The 15,900-nt window shown below is 67.7% G+C and carries 17 protein-coding genes and 1 tRNA gene; 11 read left to right on the top strand and 7 right to left on the bottom strand.

The annotated features are described in order from the left end of the window. Positions 1 to 45 precede the first annotated feature (45 nt). Positions 46 to 990 (top strand): hypothetical protein, encoded by a 945-nt coding sequence (locus BS69_RS0101855; RefSeq protein WP_029940290.1) that lies wholly within the window; start codon positions 46 to 48, stop codon positions 988 to 990. Here BS69_RS0101855 and BS69_RS0101850 read toward each other — a convergent pair. Next, a complete protein-coding gene (locus BS69_RS0101850; RefSeq protein WP_051676451.1) occupies positions 987 to 1,442 on the bottom strand; it encodes a DUF2141 domain-containing protein in 456 nt (151 codons plus the stop codon). The two genes, BS69_RS0101855 and BS69_RS0101850, sit on opposite strands and share 4 nt — an antisense overlap. An 89-nt stretch (positions 1,443 to 1,531) precedes the next feature. Between BS69_RS0101850 and crtY the strand changes: the two genes are divergently transcribed. From crtY to BS69_RS0101835, 3 genes are read left to right on the top strand one after another with little or no spacing between them, the layout of a single operon-like run. Further along, complete coding sequence (gene crtY, locus BS69_RS0101845) at positions 1,532 to 2,674, top strand: lycopene beta-cyclase CrtY (protein WP_029940288.1); 1,143 nt, start codon at positions 1,532 to 1,534, stop codon at positions 2,672 to 2,674. Then, positions 2,671 to 4,134, top strand: coding sequence for a phytoene desaturase (locus BS69_RS0101840; RefSeq protein ID WP_029940287.1), 1,464 nt, complete (start codon positions 2,671 to 2,673; stop codon positions 4,132 to 4,134). The genes crtY and BS69_RS0101840 overlap by 4 nt, the downstream gene beginning before the upstream one ends. Next, the gene (locus BS69_RS0101835; RefSeq protein ID WP_029940286.1) at positions 4,131 to 5,069 is read left to right on the top strand and encodes a phytoene/squalene synthase family protein; all 939 of its coding nucleotides are present in this window, start codon (positions 4,131 to 4,133) and stop codon (positions 5,067 to 5,069) included. Before BS69_RS0101840 ends, BS69_RS0101835 begins: the two co-directional genes overlap by 4 nt. On the opposite strand, the gene BS69_RS0101830 is transcribed toward BS69_RS0101835, so the two are convergent. Genes BS69_RS0101830 through BS69_RS0101820 form a run of 3 tightly spaced genes read right to left on the bottom strand, consistent with a single transcriptional unit; the run spans position 5,020 to position 6,409 of the window. After that, entirely contained in the window at positions 5,020 to 5,550 is a 531-nt protein-coding gene (locus BS69_RS0101830) for a sterol desaturase family protein (RefSeq protein WP_029940285.1), read from the bottom strand. The genes BS69_RS0101835 and BS69_RS0101830 overlap by 50 nt on opposite strands. A 48-nt stretch (positions 5,551 to 5,598) precedes the next feature. Then, positions 5,599 to 5,883 carry a hypothetical protein gene (locus tag BS69_RS0101825; protein ID WP_029940284.1) on the bottom strand — a complete coding sequence of 95 codons (285 nt, stop codon included), beginning with the start codon at positions 5,881 to 5,883 and terminating at the stop codon, positions 5,599 to 5,601. A 31-nt stretch (positions 5,884 to 5,914) separates the two neighbouring features. Beyond that, positions 5,915 to 6,409 carry a DNA-deoxyinosine glycosylase gene (locus BS69_RS0101820; RefSeq protein WP_051676450.1) on the bottom strand — a complete coding sequence of 165 codons (495 nt, stop codon included), beginning with the start codon at positions 6,407 to 6,409 and terminating at the stop codon, positions 5,915 to 5,917. Between the two features lie 125 nt (positions 6,410 to 6,534). Here BS69_RS0101820 and BS69_RS0101815 point away from each other — a divergent pair, with 125 nt between their 5' ends. Further along, positions 6,535 to 7,701, top strand: a complete 1,167-nt coding sequence (locus BS69_RS0101815) for a glycosyltransferase family 4 protein (RefSeq protein WP_029940282.1) — start codon at positions 6,535 to 6,537, stop codon at positions 7,699 to 7,701. Between the two features lie 84 nt (positions 7,702 to 7,785). On the opposite strand, the gene BS69_RS0101810 is transcribed toward BS69_RS0101815, so the two are convergent. Beyond that, positions 7,786 to 8,424 (bottom strand): PadR family transcriptional regulator, encoded by a 639-nt coding sequence (locus tag BS69_RS0101810; RefSeq protein WP_029940281.1) that lies wholly within the window; start codon positions 8,422 to 8,424, stop codon positions 7,786 to 7,788. Between the two features lie 94 nt (positions 8,425 to 8,518). Here BS69_RS0101810 and BS69_RS0101805 point away from each other — a divergent pair, with 94 nt between their 5' ends. Genes BS69_RS0101805 through BS69_RS0101795 form a run of 3 tightly spaced genes read left to right on the top strand, consistent with a single transcriptional unit; the run spans position 8,519 to position 11,993 of the window. Then, positions 8,519 to 9,832: a replication-associated recombination protein A gene (locus BS69_RS0101805; RefSeq protein ID WP_029940280.1), complete on the top strand. Its 1,314-nt coding sequence runs from the start codon at positions 8,519 to 8,521 to the stop codon at positions 9,830 to 9,832. Next, complete coding sequence (locus BS69_RS0101800) at positions 9,832 to 11,151, top strand: mechanosensitive ion channel (protein WP_051676449.1); 1,320 nt, start codon at positions 9,832 to 9,834, stop codon at positions 11,149 to 11,151. Before BS69_RS0101805 ends, BS69_RS0101800 begins: the two co-directional genes overlap by 1 nt. Beyond that, entirely contained in the window at positions 11,148 to 11,993 is an 846-nt protein-coding gene (locus BS69_RS0101795) for a hypothetical protein (RefSeq protein WP_029940278.1), read from the top strand. Before BS69_RS0101800 ends, BS69_RS0101795 begins: the two co-directional genes overlap by 4 nt. Before the next feature lie 224 nt (positions 11,994 to 12,217). Here BS69_RS0101795 and BS69_RS0101790 read toward each other — a convergent pair whose 3' ends face one another. Together BS69_RS0101790 and BS69_RS13870 are read right to left on the bottom strand one after the other, a co-directional pair. Continuing rightward, positions 12,218 to 12,841 carry an HNH endonuclease gene (locus BS69_RS0101790; protein ID WP_156956806.1) on the bottom strand — a complete coding sequence of 208 codons (624 nt, stop codon included), beginning with the start codon at positions 12,839 to 12,841 and terminating at the stop codon, positions 12,218 to 12,220. Between the two features lie 18 nt (positions 12,842 to 12,859). After that, positions 12,860 to 13,990, bottom strand: coding sequence for a TIR domain-containing protein (locus BS69_RS13870; protein WP_084184211.1), 1,131 nt, complete (start codon positions 13,988 to 13,990; stop codon positions 12,860 to 12,862). A 301-nt stretch (positions 13,991 to 14,291) separates the two neighbouring features. On the opposite strand from BS69_RS13870, the gene BS69_RS0101785 reads away from it, so the two are divergent. The 3 genes from BS69_RS0101785 (at position 14,292) to BS69_RS0101775 (ending at position 15,900) form a co-directional block, all read left to right on the top strand. Next, positions 14,292 to 14,367, top strand: a tRNA-Thr gene (locus tag BS69_RS0101785). Positions 14,368 to 14,422: 55 nt separating this feature from the next. Beyond that, the gene (locus BS69_RS0101780; protein ID WP_029940276.1) at positions 14,423 to 14,959 is read left to right on the top strand and encodes an RNA polymerase sigma factor; all 537 of its coding nucleotides are present in this window, start codon (positions 14,423 to 14,425) and stop codon (positions 14,957 to 14,959) included. Further along, complete coding sequence (locus tag BS69_RS0101775) at positions 14,956 to 15,900, top strand: FecR family protein (RefSeq protein WP_084184210.1); 945 nt, start codon at positions 14,956 to 14,958, stop codon at positions 15,898 to 15,900. The genes BS69_RS0101780 and BS69_RS0101775 overlap by 4 nt, the downstream gene beginning before the upstream one ends.

Raw genomic sequence — 15,900 nt, 5'->3', positions numbered from 1 at the left:
GCGAATGGGAGAGGCTTGCCTGTTTGCCACGGAAAGGAGTTCGTCATGAACCGTCCATTCGCCCTCCTCACTGCCCTTGTCCTCGCAGGGGCGAGCCTTACCTCGACCGGCCTTGCCGCCGAGCTTGGGCCCTTGCGCTTCCGCCTCACCTCGCAGGGCGGCGGCGAGCCGAGGGTTGCGCTGCTCACCACCGCCAGCCGCGGCGCCGAATATGACAATGACATTCCGTGGCGCGACTTGCGCGGGCTCGACCAGGCCGCCCTCAAGGCGGGGCAGCCGGTTCGCTTCGCCCTCGTCCGCGACGCCGGCCGGGTCGATTGCGCGGGCAGCGGACGGGATGGCAAGGCCGATGGCACCTGCACCTTCACTCCCGACCGCGCGTTCGCCGAACTGCTCGCTCAGCGCGGAATCGGCCGCCCCGACGAGCGCGAGGCCTTCGCCCTCACCGTCACCGGGGCGGGCCGGGCCCTGGTCGAGGCCATCGCCGCGGCGCGCTATCCGGCACCCGACGTCGACGATCTCGCCGGCCTCGCCGCCCTCGGCGTGACGCCCTCCTACATCGCCGACCTCGCGGCGCGCGGCTATCGGCCAGGCAAGATCGGCGACCTGATGGCGTTCAAGGCGCTGGGCGTGACCCCGGCCTATGTCGACGAGCTCGGCCGTTCGGGCTTCGCCAAGCTCGACGCCGAGGCGATCATCCAGTTCAAGGCGCTCGACATCTCCCCCGCCTATGTCCGCTCGCTGGCCGAGGTCGGCTACGGCAGCCTCGACGCCGAGGAACTGGTCCAGCTGCGCGCGCTCGGGGTCACCGCCGACTTTATCGCCTCCTTCCAGCGCGCCGGGCACGCGAAGCTCAGCGTCGAACAGCTGGTCCAGTGCAAGGCGATGGGGATCGGGCCCGAGGACCTGCGCACGGTCGGCTCGGCCCGCAAGGTCGCCATGTCCTCCGACCAGCTGGTCGCGATGAAGGTCGCGGGCCTGCTCCCCTAGAGGACGTAGCGGACGCGGATCTGCTGGGTGGTAGGGGTCGCCGGCATGGTGAACCGGATCTCCTCCCACCGCGGCGGGCGCGGACGCATGGCGGGATTGTTCGAGAAGCCGAACCCTTCGCGTGGGATTCCGAGCGTCATGTCGAGCTTCCCGTTCTGATTCTCGTCATGGACGATCAGCAGGGCGTAGGTGCCGGGGCGGACGGGGCCGAGGTCGAGCCGCCCCGCCGCCCGCGCCGGCACGGTCCGCGCCAATGCCGTCTTGTCCGCCTTGCAGTCGAGGAACTTGTCCGGGCGGGCCGAAAGGCAGAGGTGAACCACGCCCTTGGCCGAACGCAGGCCGGTCAGGTGGACCTGGAGGTCGGCCCCCGCCTGGGGGGCCTGCGCCGCCATCAGGACGGGTGCCGAAAGCAGGAGGCCGGCGGTCGCGGCCAGAGTGAAACGCTTGGTCATGGCGGCCCCTTGCCCGATCGATCCCGACTTTGAGCTTAACGGCCCTGCGGCGGGGTCGCCAGCATGGTTTCGCCCCGCTACAGCCCGGCATGATGAAGCGCGCGGACCTGGTGATCGTCGGTGGAGGACTGGCCGGCGGCCTGTGCGCCCTCGCCCTTCGCCGCCGCCGCCCTGACCTCAGGCTGCTGCTGGTCGAGCCGGGGCCAAGCATCGGCGGCAACCATCTCTGGTCCTTCTTCGAAAGCGACGTCGCCCCCGCCGACCGCTGGCTGACCGACCCGCTGATCCGGCATCGCTGGCCCGATTACGAGGTCCGCTTCCCGGCGCACCAGCGCCACCTCGCCGAAGCCTATCAGACCATCGAGAGCGAGGCGCTCGACGAGGCCGTGCGCAAGGCCCTTTCCGCCGAGGAGATCGTCCGGGCCGAAGCCACCGACCTTGGCCCGACCCACGTCACCCTCGCGACCGGCGAGCGGATCGAGGCGAAGGCGGTGCTCGACGCGCGCGGGGGCAAAGCCGAGGGGCTCGATCTCGGCTGGCAGAAATTCCTCGGCCAGCTGCTGACCATCCCGCAGGGCCACGGCCTCACCCGTCCGATCGTGATGGACGCGACGGTCGACCAGCATGACGGCTATCGCTTCGTCTACTGCCTGCCCTTCAGCCCGACCGAACTCTTCGTCGAGGACACTTATTACAGCGACGGGCCCGAGCTCGACCACGACCGATTGCGTGACCGGATCGGCGATTATGCCGCGGCACAGGGCTGGCAGGTCGCGGACCGCAGCCGCGAGGAGCATGGCGCGCTGCCAGTGGTGATCGGCGGCGATTTCGACCGGCTGTGGCCCGCCGCCGACCATGTCGCCCGGGCCGGCGCGCGCGGCGGTTTCTTCCATCCGCTGACCAGCTATTCGCTGCCCGACGCGGTCCGCTTCGCCATCTGGCTGGCGGACAAGGCCACGTTCGACGCCCGGCTCGGGGCCGCGACCCGCGCGCGGGGCCGCCGCCACTGGAGGTCGGGTGCCTTCTACCGGCTGCTCACCGCGCTCCTGTTCCACGCCGCCGAGCCCGGCCAGCGCTACCTCGTGCTGGAGCGTTTCTACCGCCTTTCCGGCCCCTTGATCGGCCGCTTCTACGCGGGGATGAGCACCGGCTATGACAAGGCGCGCGTGCTCGCGGGCAAGCCGCCGGTGCCCTTCTTCCGGGCACTCAGGGTATTGAGGGACAGCTTGTGAAGAGTGCAATCGTGATCGGTGCCGGCTTCGGCGGCCTGGCGCTGGCCATCCGCCTCCAGTCGGCCGGGGTGAAGACCACCATCGTCGAGGCCCGCGACCGGCCCGGCGGCCGCGCCTATGTCTGGGAAAAGGACGGCCACGTGTTCGACGCGGGCCCGACCGTGATCACCGATCCCGACTGTCTCCAGCGGCTGTGGAAGCTGTCGGGCCACGACATGTCGGAGGATGTCGAGCTCGTCCCGGTCAAGCCCTTCTACCGGCTCTCCTGGCCCGACGGCGTGGTGTTCGATTACACCAATGACGACGCCGAGCTCAAAGCCGCGATGGACGCACTCAATCCCGACGACTGGGCGGGCTACCAGCGCTTCCTCGCCTATAGCGCCGGGGTCTATAACGAGGGCTATGTGAAGCTCGGGACCAAGGCGTTTGAAAGCCTCGGCGACATGCTCAAGGCCGCGCCCGCGCTCGCCAAATATCAGGCTTGGCGGTCGGTCTATTCGATCGTGTCGAGCTTCGTGAAGGACGAGCACCTGCGCCAGACCTTGTCCTTCCACACGCTGCTGGTCGGCGGCAATCCGATGACCTGCTCGTCGATCTACGCGCTGATCCACAAGCTCGAGCGCGACGGCGGGGTGTGGTTCGCCAAGGGCGGGACCAACAAGCTGATCGCCGGCATGGTCCGCCAGTTCGAGCGGATCGGCGGGACCATTCGCCTTGGCGATCCGGTCACTGCGATCCTGGCCGAGAACGATCGGGTCACCGGGGTGCGCACCGCCTCGGGTTGGAGCGCCACCGCCGACGCGGTCGCCTCCAATGGCGACGTGGTCCACAGCTATGGCCTGATCGAGGGTTCCGACCGCGGCCAGCAACAGGTCCGCGCCCTCAAGCGCAAGCGTTTCTCGCCCGGCCTGTTCGTGCTCCATTTCGGGCTCGAGGGGACGTCGGACCTCGCCCACCACACGATCCTGTTCGGCCCGCGCTACGGCGGCCTCGTCAACGACATCTACAAGACCGGGCGGCTCGCGACCGACCCGTCGCTCTACATCCACCACCCGACCATCACCGACCCGTCCATGGCGCCGCCGGGCTGCTCGACCTTCTACGCGCTTGCCCCCGTCCCCAATGCCGGCAAGGCCGATGTCGACTGGGCGGTCGAGGGGCCGAAATATCAGGAGGTCGTGCTCGACACGATCGCCGAGCGGCTGATCCCCGACGTGCGCCAGCGGATCCGGACCATCTTCCATTACACCCCGGCCGATTTCTCGGCCGACCTCGCCGCCCACCTCGGCTCCGCATTCAGCCTCGAGCCGGTGCTGTGGCAGTCGGCCTGGTTCCGCACCCACAATCGCGACGACAAGCTCAGGAACCTCTATTTCGTCGGTGCCGGCACTCACCCAGGCGCGGGGATCCCGGGGGTGGTCGGAAGCGCCGAGGCGACTGCGGGGCTGATGCTGGCGTGAGCGAAGCTGACGAACGGGCACGGCTGGTCCAGGCCGCGCTGGAAAGCATTTCGGCGGGCTCCAAGAGTTTTCGCTTCGCCAGCCAGTTGTTCGACCAGCAGACCCGAGAGCGCAGCTGGCTGCTCTACAGCTGGTGCCGCGCCTGCGACGACGTGACCGACGGCCAGACCCTGGGCCATGATGCGGAGCGGGTCGACGATCCCGCCGCCCGCCTCGCCTTCCTCAAGGCGAAGACCGCCGAGGCGTTCGCGGGCCAACCGACGGGACTTGTCCCCTTCGACGCACTGCGCGTGGTCGCCGCCGAATGCGCGATTCCCCAGGCCGTCGCCGGCGACCATCTCGCCGGGTTCGAGCGCGACGCCGGGGGGTGGCGGCCGACCACGACCGACGACCTCCTCTCTTATTGCTACCAGGTTGCTGGCGCGGTGGGCGTGATGATGGCGCACGTCATGGGCGTGCCGCCCGAGGACGAGGACACGCTCAACCGCGCAGCCGACTTGGGGATCGCCTTCCAGCTCGCCAATATCGCCCGCGACATCGTCGACGATGCCAAGGTCGGGCGGGTCTATCTGCCCGCCGAATGGCTTGCCGCCGAGGGGCTGGCCGGGGCCGACCTCGCCGATCCCGCGCATCGCCCGGCCCTCGCGCGCCTCGCCCACCGCCTCGCCGACATGGCCGACGCCTATCGCCGCTCGGCCCGGGTCGGCGCGGCCCGCCTGCCCTTCCGCAGCCGCTGGGCGGTGCTCGCGGCCAGCGGCATCTACGGCGAGATCGCGACCCGCGCCGCCGCGCTCGGGCCCCGCGCCTGGGACGAGCGGATCACCACCTCGAAGGCGGAAAAGGCCGCGCTGGTGATGGAGGCCTTCTGGGAAGCCTTGTGGCGGGTCAGGCCCGCTCCTCGTGACGGGCTGTGGACCCGCCCCGCGCACGCCTGAGCTGCGCCTCGCGGCTGGCCTGGAGCGCCTGCTTCAGCCGCTCGACCGGCGGGGCGTAAAGGAAGCCGAAGCTCACCGCCCCGTCGCGGCTCTCGACCGCATGGTGCAGCTTGTGCGCCTGGACGATCCGCTTGAAATAGGTCGAACGCGGCACGATCCGGTGCGGCAGCCGGCCGTGGACGATGACGTCGTGAAAGCCGAAATAGATCACCCCGTAGAAGGCCACCCCGGCCCCCATCCACGTCGCCCAGTCGCCCCAGCCGCCATTGAGCCCGCCCCAGATCAGCAGGATCGAGGGCAAAGCGAAGACCACGGCATAGAGGTCGTTCCGCTCGAACCAGCCGGTCCGCGCGCGATGATGGCTTTCGTGCCAGTTCCAGCCGAGCCGCGAGTGCATCACGAAGCGGTGGAGGACATAGGCGAAGCCCTCCATCAGAAGGACCGTCGATACGAACAGGGCGAGACCGGCAGGCCAGGACATGAGGGCGATATAGGGCGGGCGGCCGCCAAGGTCACCTGACCCTGCGGCCTAGCCCCGCTCGGCGATGAAGCGCATCAGCTCGGCGAGCGTGCTTTCCATCTGGTCCTGCATCTGGCTGACCAGTTCGTTCTCGCGCATCCCCTCGTGGTCGAGCGGCTTGGAATAGCTGTCGCTGAAGGCCTTGAGGTCGCTTTCGTCGAACACCCCGCGCGCGACCAGCTTGGCGAGGATCACCAAGAGGCCGTTGGTGTTGGCGATGGTCCCCGCGACCAGCGCCTCGTCGACCATCGACAGGTCGCTGCGGACTTCCTCTTCGGTCTGTTCCTCGCTCATGCGCTGCTTAAAGATGCCCCCCTCGTCGCCGTCAATCGAGAACAGCGCGAAGCCGGTCCCAGCATTGCGCCTTCTGGTCGAATGCCGCGGTATTGGCCGGGCTCGAGGACGGCAGGTCGATCAGCGCGAGCGCCGTGTCGCCGAGCGCCTTTCGTCCCATCGTCGCCGCGGTTGCCCCGTTGAAGGCGACGGCGCGGAGATCGGGCAGGCCGGCGACGAATGCCGCGAGGTCGCGCGTCTCCACCTCGCGCAATCGCTGGTCGAGGCTGCCCTGACGCCGGGCGGCATGGATCACGTCCCACAAGGCCACCCGCCGCTTCTGGAGACGCGACAGCCGCTCGCCATAGTCCAGCTCGGCCAGCGGCTCGCCCAGCACCCGCCCGACCAGCCGCCAGAACTGGTTCCGGGGGTAGGCATAATAACGCTGGGCCGCGAGCGACGCTTCGCCCGGCAGGCTGCCGAGGATGAGCAACCGGGCGTCGGCCCGCGCCGCCGGCGCAAGCCCGTGCCTCACCGCCGTGGTCATGCTAGGGGCGTCCGCCATGCCCCGTCCGTTCCGCTTCGCCATCCTCGGCCTTTTCACCCTGCTCCTCGCGCGCAGCAGTCGGCGCGATTGGACGAAACCGCCACGGCAACGCTAAAGGCCGCGCCATGGCTCCGGAGGAACTCCGCATTGCCCTCATCTCGGGCAACTACAATTACGTGCGGGACGGCGCCAACCAGGCGCTGAACCGGCTGGTCGGCTTTCTGCTGAAGTCGGGCGCGAAGGTCCGCATCTATTCGCCGACCGTCGACGAGCCCGCCTTTCCCGCCACCGGCGACCTCGTCTCTTTGCCCTCGGTCCACGTCCCCGGGCGCGACGAATATCGCTTTCCGCTGGGCCTTCCCGCCAGCGTCCGCCGCGATCTCGAGGAATTCGATCCCAACATCGTCCATATCGCCAGCCCCGACATCAGCTCGCACCGCGCGGTGACCTGGGCGCGCAAGCGCAACATTCCGGCGGTGGCCTCGGTCCACACCCGCTTCGAGACCTATCTCGCTTATTACCACCTCGAGGCGTTCGAGCCGCTGGTGCGCGGGATCCTGCGCCGCCTCTACCTGCGCTGCGACGCACTGCTGGTCCCGGCCGAATCGACCGCCTCGGTGCTTCGGGCGCAGCGGATGAACCGCAATATCGCCATCTGGTCGCGCGGGGTCGACCGCGAGCAGTTCAATCCCGAGCGGCGCAGCATGGAATGGCGGCGTAGCCACGGGATCGCCGACAACGACATGGTGGTCGCCTTCCTCGGCCGGATCGTGATGGAAAAGGGGCTCGACGTCTTCGCCGCCGTCCACGACGCGCTGGTCGCCCGCGGCGTGCCCCACAAGGTGCTGGTGATCGGCGAGGGCCCGGCGCGGCCGTGGTTCGAGAAGGCGATGCCCGACGGCATCTTCGTCGGCCACCAGGAAGGGACGGACCTCGCCCGTGCGCTCGCCAGCGCCGACCTCTTCTTCAATCCCTCGATCACCGAGACCTTCGGCAACGTCACGCTCGAGGCGATGGCCTGCGCGCTGCCGGTGGTCGCGGCGGCGGCGACCGGCGCCACCAACCTCGTGCGCGACGGCGAGACCGGCACGCTGAGCGAGCCCGGCGACCTCAACGCGCTGGCCGACGCCATCGCCGCTTATGCCGCCGATCCCGCGCTTCGCCGGCGCCACGGCGAGGCCGGGCTCGCCTATGCCAAGACCCAGGACTGGGACGTCATCAACGGCGCGGTCCTCAAGACCTATGCGCGGGCGATCGAGCGGCGCGAGCGCCTGACCCGGCTCAAGAAATAAGCCGTCGTCCCCGCGAAGGCGGGGACCTCAGCTAGATCACCCTTGCGCCCGGGGTTCCCGCGTTCGCGGGAACGACGATTCAACTCACTCGCCGCGCTCGATCCGCTTGGACGCCTCGTCGAGGATGTCGATGATCGCGGTCACCGACGCCGCGTCCCAGTCGGTCTCGGCGACCCGGTTGCGCATCGCGGCGCGCAGGTTGTCGAGCGCCCGCTGGAGCTGGCGGTCGCCCGAGCGCGGTTCGGGCCGGACGGCGTCGAGCCGCGCCAGCACCGCTGCCACCTCGGTCTTCATCTCCTCGAGGTGGGCCCGACCCGCCTCGGTCGCGGCGAAGCGCTTGCGCGACCCCTCGGCCGCCTGCTCCTCGATCAGCCCCTCGTCGGCGAGGAAGCTCAGGGTCGGATAGACCACGCCCGGACTCGGCGAATAGGCGCCGCCGGACTTTTCCTCGATGGTGCGAATGAGGTCGTAGCCGTGCCGCGGCTCGTCGGCGATCAGCCGCAGCAGCAGAAGCTTCAAGTCTCCCGAGCCGAACATCCGCCGTCCGCGGGGACCGCCCCGGCCGCCGCCGCGAAACCCGGGAAAGGGATCGCGCGTGCCATGCTCGGCGAACCAGTCCGAGCCCGGACCCCAGGGGTCGCGCCCGGCGGCAAGCGCCATGATCGCGAAGGGCAATCCCCCGCCACGGCGCCCGCCGCAGCCTGATTGATGACGTCGATGCATTCGAATATCTCCTATGATGCTTCTGAGATATATCTTATTGCATCTTTCGACAAGAGGCATGGCGTCGCGGCCCTGCATTTTCTACGAGGCCCGCGTGGCTGACCTGTTCGACGACGACTCCGCGCCCGCGCCGGCCGCGAATGTGCCGCTGGCCGAGCGGCTTCGCCCCGCCAGCCTCGGCGAGGTGATCGGGCAGGAGCACCTTACCGGCCCCGACGGCGCGATCGGGCGGATGGTCGCCGCCGGCCGCCTGTCGAGCCTCATCCTCTGGGGCCCGCCGGGCACCGGCAAGACCAGCATCGCCCGCCTCCTCGCCGATGCGGTCGGCTATCGCTTCACCGCCATCTCGGCCGTCTTCAGCGGCGTCGCGGACTTGAAGAAGGCCTTCGCCGAGGCCGAGCTGCAGGCACGAACCGGCCAGCGCACCCTGCTCTTCGTGGACGAGATCCACCGCTTCAACCGCAGCCAGCAGGACGGCTTCCTGCCCTTCGTCGAGGCGGGCGCGGTGACGCTCGTCGGGGCGACCACCGAAAATCCCAGCTTCGAGCTCAACGCCGCGCTCCTGTCGCGCTGCCAGGTGCTGGTGCTCCATCGGCTCGACGAGGCCGCGCTCGAAGCCCTTCTGGAGCGCGCCGAGGCCGTCGAGGGCCGCGCCCTGCCCCTCGATGCTGACGCCCGCGCCGCGCTCATCGCCAGCGCCGATGGCGACGGCCGCTTCCTCCTCAACCAGGCCGAGATGCTGTTCGCGGCCGGGCTCAATTCCGCGCTCGACACCGCCGCCTTGCGCGACCTCATCCAGCGCCGCCTGCCGGTCTACGACAAGGACCGCGAGGGCCATTACGGGCTCATCTCGGCGCTTCACAAATCGATCCGCGGTTCGGACCCGGACGCGGCGCTCTACTATCTCGCGCGGATGCTGACCGCGGGCGAGGAGCCCCTGTACCTGCTCCGCCGCCTGACCCGCGCCGCGGTCGAGGACATCGGCCTCGCCGACCCGCAGGCGCTGGTCCAGTGCATGGCGGCCAAGGACACCTACGACTTCCTTGGCAGTCCCGAAGGCGAGCTGGCGATCGTCCAGGCCTGCCTCTACCTCGCCACCGCGCCAAAATCGAACGCGGTCTACACCGCGCAGAAGGACGCCTGGCGAAGCGCCAAGGAGCATGGCTCGCTGTCGCCGCCCAAGCACATCCTCGGCGCGCCGACCCGGCTGATGAAGAACCTCGGCTATGGCGCGGGCTATGCCTATGACCATGACCAGGCCGACAGTTTCTCGGGCCAGGACTATTGGCCCGAGGAGATGAATCCGCAGACCTTTTATCGTCCCACCGACCGCGGCTTCGAAAAGCGGCTTGCCGAACGGCTCGCGTGGTGGAACGAGCGTCGCCAGCAGTTGCAGGAGGGAAGCTGATGTACGGACCGTCGACCACCGAGGCCTGGCGGGCGCAAGCCGTCGAGTGGGGACCGCGAATCCTGATCGCGCTGCTGATCCTGGTCGCGACCTGGATCATCGCCCGCGCGGTCAAATGGGCGCTGGCCAAGGCCATCTCCAAGACCCCCGCGCTGCAGAAGCACACGCCCGGCAACAGCCACGAGACCGTCGGCCAGCAGATCGGGACCGTCGCCAAGCTGATCGTCTGGCTGGTCGGCATCATGGCCGCCCTCAATTTCCTGAAGATCGGCCAGATCCTCGCCCCCATCAACACGCTGACCGAGGAAATCTTCGCCTTCCTGCCGCGGCTGATCGGCGCCGGGCTTATCTTCTTCGTCGGGCTGATCGTCGCGCGGATCGTCCGCCGCCTGGTCGAGACCCTGCTCACCGCCGCCAATGTCGACGGCTTCATGGCCCGTGCCGGGCTTGGCGATCACCCGCCGACGGTGCGCGCCGATCCCGAGGCCGTGCCGGCCGGTGCCGCCCCGGGTGCGACCCGCGCAACGCTCGCCCGCGCCGCCGGCATCCTCGTCTTCGCGCTGATCATCATTCCGGTCGCCATCGCCGCGCTCCAGGTCCTCGGGATCGAGGCGATCAGCGGCCCGGCGATCCTCATGCTCGACGAGATCAGCGCCGCCATCCCCCGCCTGCTGACCGCGGCGCTGTGGCTCGGCATCGCCTTTGTCGCGGCCAAGTTCCTCAAGACCATCATCGAGGCGGTGCTCCCGCCGATGGGCTTCGACGACGCGCTCCGCTCCACCGGCGTCATGCCCGCGCGCACCCCGCCCAGCCGGGTGGTCGCCAACATCGCCTTCGTCGCGATCATGCTCGGCGCCGGGATCGAAGCCGCGCACCAGCTCGGCGGCGACACGGTCGCGATCTTCCTCGTCCAGGTGACCGAACTTGGCTCCAAGGTCATCTTCGGGACCCTGATCATCGTCGCGGGCATCTTCCTCGCCCGGATCCTCGCCAACCTGGTCGGCTCCTCGACCGGCGAGGGCGGCTTCGCGCCGACCATCATCCGCTATGCGATCATCGCCCTGTTCACCGCCATCGGCCTCACCTTCATGGGTCTCGCCGACGTCATCGTCTACATGGCGTTCGGGCTGATCCTCGGGGCCGGCGCGGTCGCCACCGCGCTCGCCTTCGGGCTCGGCGGGCGCGAAGCGGCGGGCCGGATCCTCAACCACTATGCCGACCGCATCACCGGCCCGGCCAAGCCCGTCGCTCCGCCGCGCCCGGCGCGCCTCGAGGGCACCAAGGAGAAGCCGACCAACGACGGTCCGACCCTGGTGTGAGCTTTACCCGCTTCGTCGCGATCGACTGGTCGGGCGCCAAGGGCCGCCGCCACAAGGGGATCGCGATCGCGGCCTGCGGGGCGGAGGGGGCACCGCGCCTCGTCCGCCCCGGCCATGTCTGGAGCCGGACAGAGGTCGCCGACTGGCTGGTCCGCGAGGCGGGCCGCGAGCCGACCCTGTTCGGCTTCGACTTCAGCTTCGCGCCCCCTCACGCCGAGCGCGGCGCCTACCTCCCGGGCGAGACGGGCGTGCCCGACAGCGCGCGCGACTTCTGGGCCTATGTCGACGAGAAAGCCCCCGACGAGGACCTCGGCGCGGCCAGCTTCCTCGAGGCTGTCCACCGCCCCCATTTCTACTTCGGCATCGCCGACGGGAAGAAGGCCGACTTCGTCCGCTTTCGCCAATGCGACCATCGCCTCAACGAGGCCGGCGGCCGCAAGACGGCCAGCGCCTATGACGCGATCGGCGCCGCGCAGGTCGCCAAGGCGAGCTTCGCCGGCATGCGGCTCCTCCACCGGATCAGCGGACAGGTCCCGATATGGCCGATCGACCCGCTCGAGCCCGGGCGAAGCGCGGTGGTCGAGATCTATACCCGCATCTACCTGCGCAACGCAGGACTGTCCGGGACCAAGCTGCGCAGCCGCGCCGACCTCAATGCCGCACTCGCCGGCTTGCGGAGTCCCCCCGCCCGCCTGCGCTTCGAGCCCGACGACCACCAGACCGACGCGCTCGTCACCGCCGCCGGCATGCGTGCCCATGCGGCCGATCCCCGCGCCTTCGCGCCCATCGGTCTTACCCCCGCCCTTGCCCGCACCGAGGGCTGGACCTTCGGCATCGTCTAGGCCTAGGAGCGCGCCCGGGCCGGTTTAGCTCAGTTGGTAGAGCAGCGGTTTTGTAAAATAGAGCCCGTGATCCAAGCACTGCCCTAGGAAAACGGCTAAAAGGATCATTTCTTTAAGCGCTCCAGCGACTTGCTCGGTTCGTCGAACGGCGAAAACAGCGCGAGCACACACGTATTGCGAAGCCGAAACGTGCACAAAAAGGGGCACAATTCGATCCAGGCAAACTAGGGGTCAGAAGTTGAAGTTTGCAGCAAGCTTTGCAGCTCAACCCACGTGATCAGTCCATCACGATGCAGCATCCGATGACAATTCGAGCAAACCGCAACAAGGTCAGAGAGCTTGGTTGCAACCCCTGGCTCGATCATGGCCACTGGTATGATGTGATGAGCTTCGATGAATCCCGCTCCAATCTTTCCATATTTGGCCTCGAAATCGAATTTGCAGACGCTGCACCGGAAATCCTCAAGCTGCGCCTTAAAGTCGCTGACCAGTTTCTTCGACCTCTCCCGGCGAAGGTGCTGCCGTAGTTTCAGAGCGCCCTCGAAGGCTGACGGCTCGGCATCATCATACATTGCGTCTAGGTTTTTGGGCTGCAGTTCGTCTTCTCTGAGAGCCCAGATACCGCGCCGAGCCGCGACGCCGTGCACGCTACGGAAGAGGTCTCGCTTGCCCTTGAATGATTGGGCATCGGAGGAGTGTTCCTGCAAGCGACCACGAATGACGTTCTCAGTAGAGGGTGGCAGTGGAGGTGTGGCGATCTTCCGCACCGCTTCTGTGATCTGCGCAAGATGAGCCTCACCTCCCAGTGCCGAGAGTGCCTCGACTATGTCCCCAACGGTAATCGGCACACGCACCTCCACCGATACTCAAGTTGAAGAGAGCAATCCTTCACGTTCCAACACTGCTCTCACCTGCTCGAAGCAAGCAGCGATGTTTCCGGTCGGGAACCGTATTTGCCCCAGGCCTTGTATGTTAGAAAATTCCTGACACCCATCTTCGAATAGTACTATCGCTTTTGTAAAGCCAAGCCTACCTTGAAATAGACCTACTTCGTGAATGACATTCATGCGGGCTTGCGTTTGCCCGTCAGCAGTTTCGTCTTCCGCAGTCATAATGACGAGAGCGACGGCTGCCGCGTCGAGCATCTCGGCCAGACGGGCCTGATTTGTGACGCCTGCCACAGGCACTCGGTTAAACTCGTCCCATGGTAGTTTCAGCCGATCTTGAACAAAGTCTTTCAACTCGCGCCAGAGCGGTGATCGACCGTGTCCTATAAACACATTGGTACCGATACGAGCTTCTCTCCGAACTCGCTTCTCTTGTCGCTCCAAGTGCGAAGCAGCGCGTCTAGCAAGCTTGCTCGCCTCAGCGCAGACATTGAACGCCTGACGTATCTCTGCGACCTCAGCCTTCAATACAGTATGTGGGGGAACCTTGTTGCCCTGACCAACGGCGGTCCTATCCCGCGTCATCACCTGTCCCTTAGGCGACCAGATCTTGACGATCGCAGTCGCATCTAGTGCCTCCAACTTCTCCAAATCATCATTGAGCTGCGCTAAAAAAGGGTCTGGTGCTGATTTGAGTTCAGTCATCAGTATCGAGCGGATGTCAGCTTTCGCAGCCTCAAAATCCGCGGCCGCAGCGCGTGCCGCAGCACGGACCTCGGAAAGGTCAGGATCGCCTGCTTCCCGCCGGATACGAGCCATGATTTCCTGCGGATCGAATTCTTGCCAATTACCCTTGCTGCCCATGCTTGAGTAGCTGAGCCTTTCGAGACCCCACTCCTGACTGAAGTGAGCCCCGGCCGGGGGTTGCTTTAGATCGGCGTAATAGACGTTCGCGTGGTAACCCAACCATGAACCCGAGGACGCTCGACCAGCCTCAACGGCGGCTTCCTCAAGCCTTGCGAGGCTAGCTTCTGCGGCAGCAAAGACGGTGGAAGCGCGGACCGCATCCAAGTGATCGGCCAAAGCGAAGAGTTCTTGATACGCAGTCATTTCAGTCCGCTCGGAAGGTCGGGCCTGCACCCAATAGCCAAGTGAACGAAAAGACAAGATGCCCCCGCGGAGCGTGGTTCTGCAAACCTATGTATGTCGTCGTTCTGTTCCCGAAACGGATCGTGCCCACATGCGAAAAGCCCGCAAAAAGGCGGTTTTTCATTCGCTTGATTGTTGCGAAGGGCGACTTATAGCGCCTGTTCCGCCTCCCACGCGGGCTGGGGTGGCACAAATAGGGGGCACAATTAGTTCGGAACGTGTCCGAAACGGAATACAATTTGTTTTTTCTTTTCAAGGGTTTGCCGGTTTAGCTCAGTTGGTAGAGCAGCGGTTTTGTAAACCGAAGGTCGCGGGTTCGAATCCTGCAACCGGCACCACCCTTCCACCCCGACGCCGTTGACCTTTGCGCGATGAAGCGCAATCGGCGCGGGCATGGCTGACGGACAAGCCACTGACGGGCTGCTCGGCCTGCTCGAACGCCATGCCTTCGAGCTTCGCCGCTACCTGCTCGCGCATGGTGCGGGGGAGGCGGCGGACGACCTCATGCAGGAACTTCGCCTGCGGATCCTGACCGCCCCGACCAGGCCCGTCGCCGCGCCGCTCGGCTACCTCTACCGCGCCGCGACCAACCTGATGATCGACCATCGCCGCTCGCGGGTGCAGGCGCAGGAGCGCGATCACCACTGGTCGGACGCCAGCGATCGCGGCGCTGCCAGCATCGATCCCGCGCCCCCGGCCGACCGCGTGCTCGAGGGCCGGCAGCGGGCCGAGCTGGTTCGCGCCCGGCTGGCAGAGCTGCCTCAGCGCGCCCGCGCGATCCTGCTTCGCCACCGGCTCGACGGGGTCAGCCAGCGCGAGATCGCGCGGGAATATGGGGTCAGCCAGAGCACGGTCGAAAGCGACTTGCGCGCCGCCTATCGCTGGCTCGACGCCCTGCGCCACGAGATGGATGAGGAAAAGCCGCGATGAGTCCGTCTGGCGAATATGGGGACGCGATGAACCAGCCCGGCGCACCTGACGACGAAGCCCTGCGGTGGTTCGTGCGCAGCAATGATCCCGAGTTCGACGACTGGGCGGGCTTCACCGCCTGGCTCGAGCGCGATCCTGCGCATGCCGACGCCTGGCACCGCATCGCCGCGGCCGAGGCTGACCTTCTTCCGGTCGTCGCCGAGGAGCAGTCGGTGGTGCAGGACCTGGGGCCTGAGCCGGACAAAGGCCGCACCCGCCGCGGCTGGCTGGTCGGCGGCGCGGTGGCGGCGGCGCTGGCCGCCCTCGTCGCGGTCCCCGCGCTTCGCAGCGAGACGATCGCCACCCGGCCCGGTGAACAGCGGACGATCGCGCTCGCCGACGGCAACCGGCTGGTCCTCAACGGAGACACCTCGATCCGCCTCGCCGGCTGGAACCGCGACAAGGTGCGGGTCGAGCGCGGACAGGCGCTGTTCGACCTCGCCGGCAAGGACCGGGTCGCGGTCGAGGTCGGCGACCTCAAGCTGGTCGACATCGGCACCAGCTTCGAGGTCAGCCGCGACGGGCGCGCGAGCCAGGTCATCGTCGCCGAGGGCGCGGTGCTCGCCGATCCCGACGGCGCGAGGGTCCGGATCGATGCTGGCCAGCAGCTCGAGACGCTGGACGGGGCCGCGCGCCTCCGCCCGACCGCCGCGCCGCAGGGGGCGGCGGGCGCCTGGACCCGCGGCCAGCTGGTCTTCCTCGACGCATCCCTCGGCGAGGTCGCCGCCCAGCTCCGCCGGTCGACCGGACTGGCCTTTTCGGCGAAGCGTGCTAGCGGGGCGCGGCGATTCACCGGCACGCTCAACCTTGCCGACGCCCGCCGCGATCCCGGCGCGCTCTCGGCCTTGCTCGGCGTGCCAGTGCGCCCGGCCGGGGGAGGCTGGGTTCTCGGGGAGGACTGA

Source organism: Sphingomonas astaxanthinifaciens DSM 22298, assembly GCF_000711715.1.
Lineage (GTDB): Bacteria > Pseudomonadota > Alphaproteobacteria > Sphingomonadales > Sphingomonadaceae > Sphingomicrobium > Sphingomicrobium astaxanthinifaciens_A.
Note: the sequence above shows the minus strand (reverse complement) of the source record. Positions and strands in the feature narration are given on the sequence as shown.

What these genes read in the sequence shown, in the direction of transcription:
- BS69_RS0101855 (WP_029940290.1), top strand. Translation starts at nt 46, where the DNA reads ATGAACCGTCCATTCGCCCTCCTCACTGCCCTTGTCCTCGCAGGGGCG.
- BS69_RS0101850 (WP_051676451.1), bottom strand. Translation starts at nt 1,442, where the DNA reads ATGACCAAGCGTTTCACTCTGGCCGCGACCGCCGGCCTCCTGCTTTCG.
- crtY (WP_029940288.1), top strand. Translation starts at nt 1,532, where the DNA reads ATGATGAAGCGCGCGGACCTGGTGATCGTCGGTGGAGGACTGGCCGGC.
- BS69_RS0101830 (WP_029940285.1), bottom strand. Translation starts at nt 5,550, where the DNA reads ATGTCCTGGCCTGCCGGTCTCGCCCTGTTCGTATCGACGGTCCTTCTG.
- BS69_RS0101825 (WP_029940284.1), bottom strand. Translation starts at nt 5,883, where the DNA reads ATGAGCGAGGAACAGACCGAAGAGGAAGTCCGCAGCGACCTGTCGATG.
- BS69_RS0101820 (WP_051676450.1), bottom strand. Translation starts at nt 6,409, where the DNA reads ATGACCACGGCGGTGAGGCACGGGCTTGCGCCGGCGGCGCGGGCCGAC.
- BS69_RS0101815 (WP_029940282.1), top strand. Translation starts at nt 6,535, where the DNA reads ATGGCTCCGGAGGAACTCCGCATTGCCCTCATCTCGGGCAACTACAAT.
- BS69_RS0101810 (WP_029940281.1), bottom strand. Translation starts at nt 8,424, where the DNA reads ATGCATCGACGTCATCAATCAGGCTGCGGCGGGCGCCGTGGCGGGGGA.
- BS69_RS0101800 (WP_051676449.1), top strand. Translation starts at nt 9,832, where the DNA reads ATGTACGGACCGTCGACCACCGAGGCCTGGCGGGCGCAAGCCGTCGAG.
- BS69_RS13870 (WP_084184211.1), bottom strand. Translation starts at nt 13,990, where the DNA reads ATGACTGCGTATCAAGAACTCTTCGCTTTGGCCGATCACTTGGATGCG.
- BS69_RS0101780 (WP_029940276.1), top strand. Translation starts at nt 14,423, where the DNA reads ATGGCTGACGGACAAGCCACTGACGGGCTGCTCGGCCTGCTCGAACGC.
- BS69_RS0101775 (WP_084184210.1), top strand. Translation starts at nt 14,956, where the DNA reads ATGAGTCCGTCTGGCGAATATGGGGACGCGATGAACCAGCCCGGCGCA.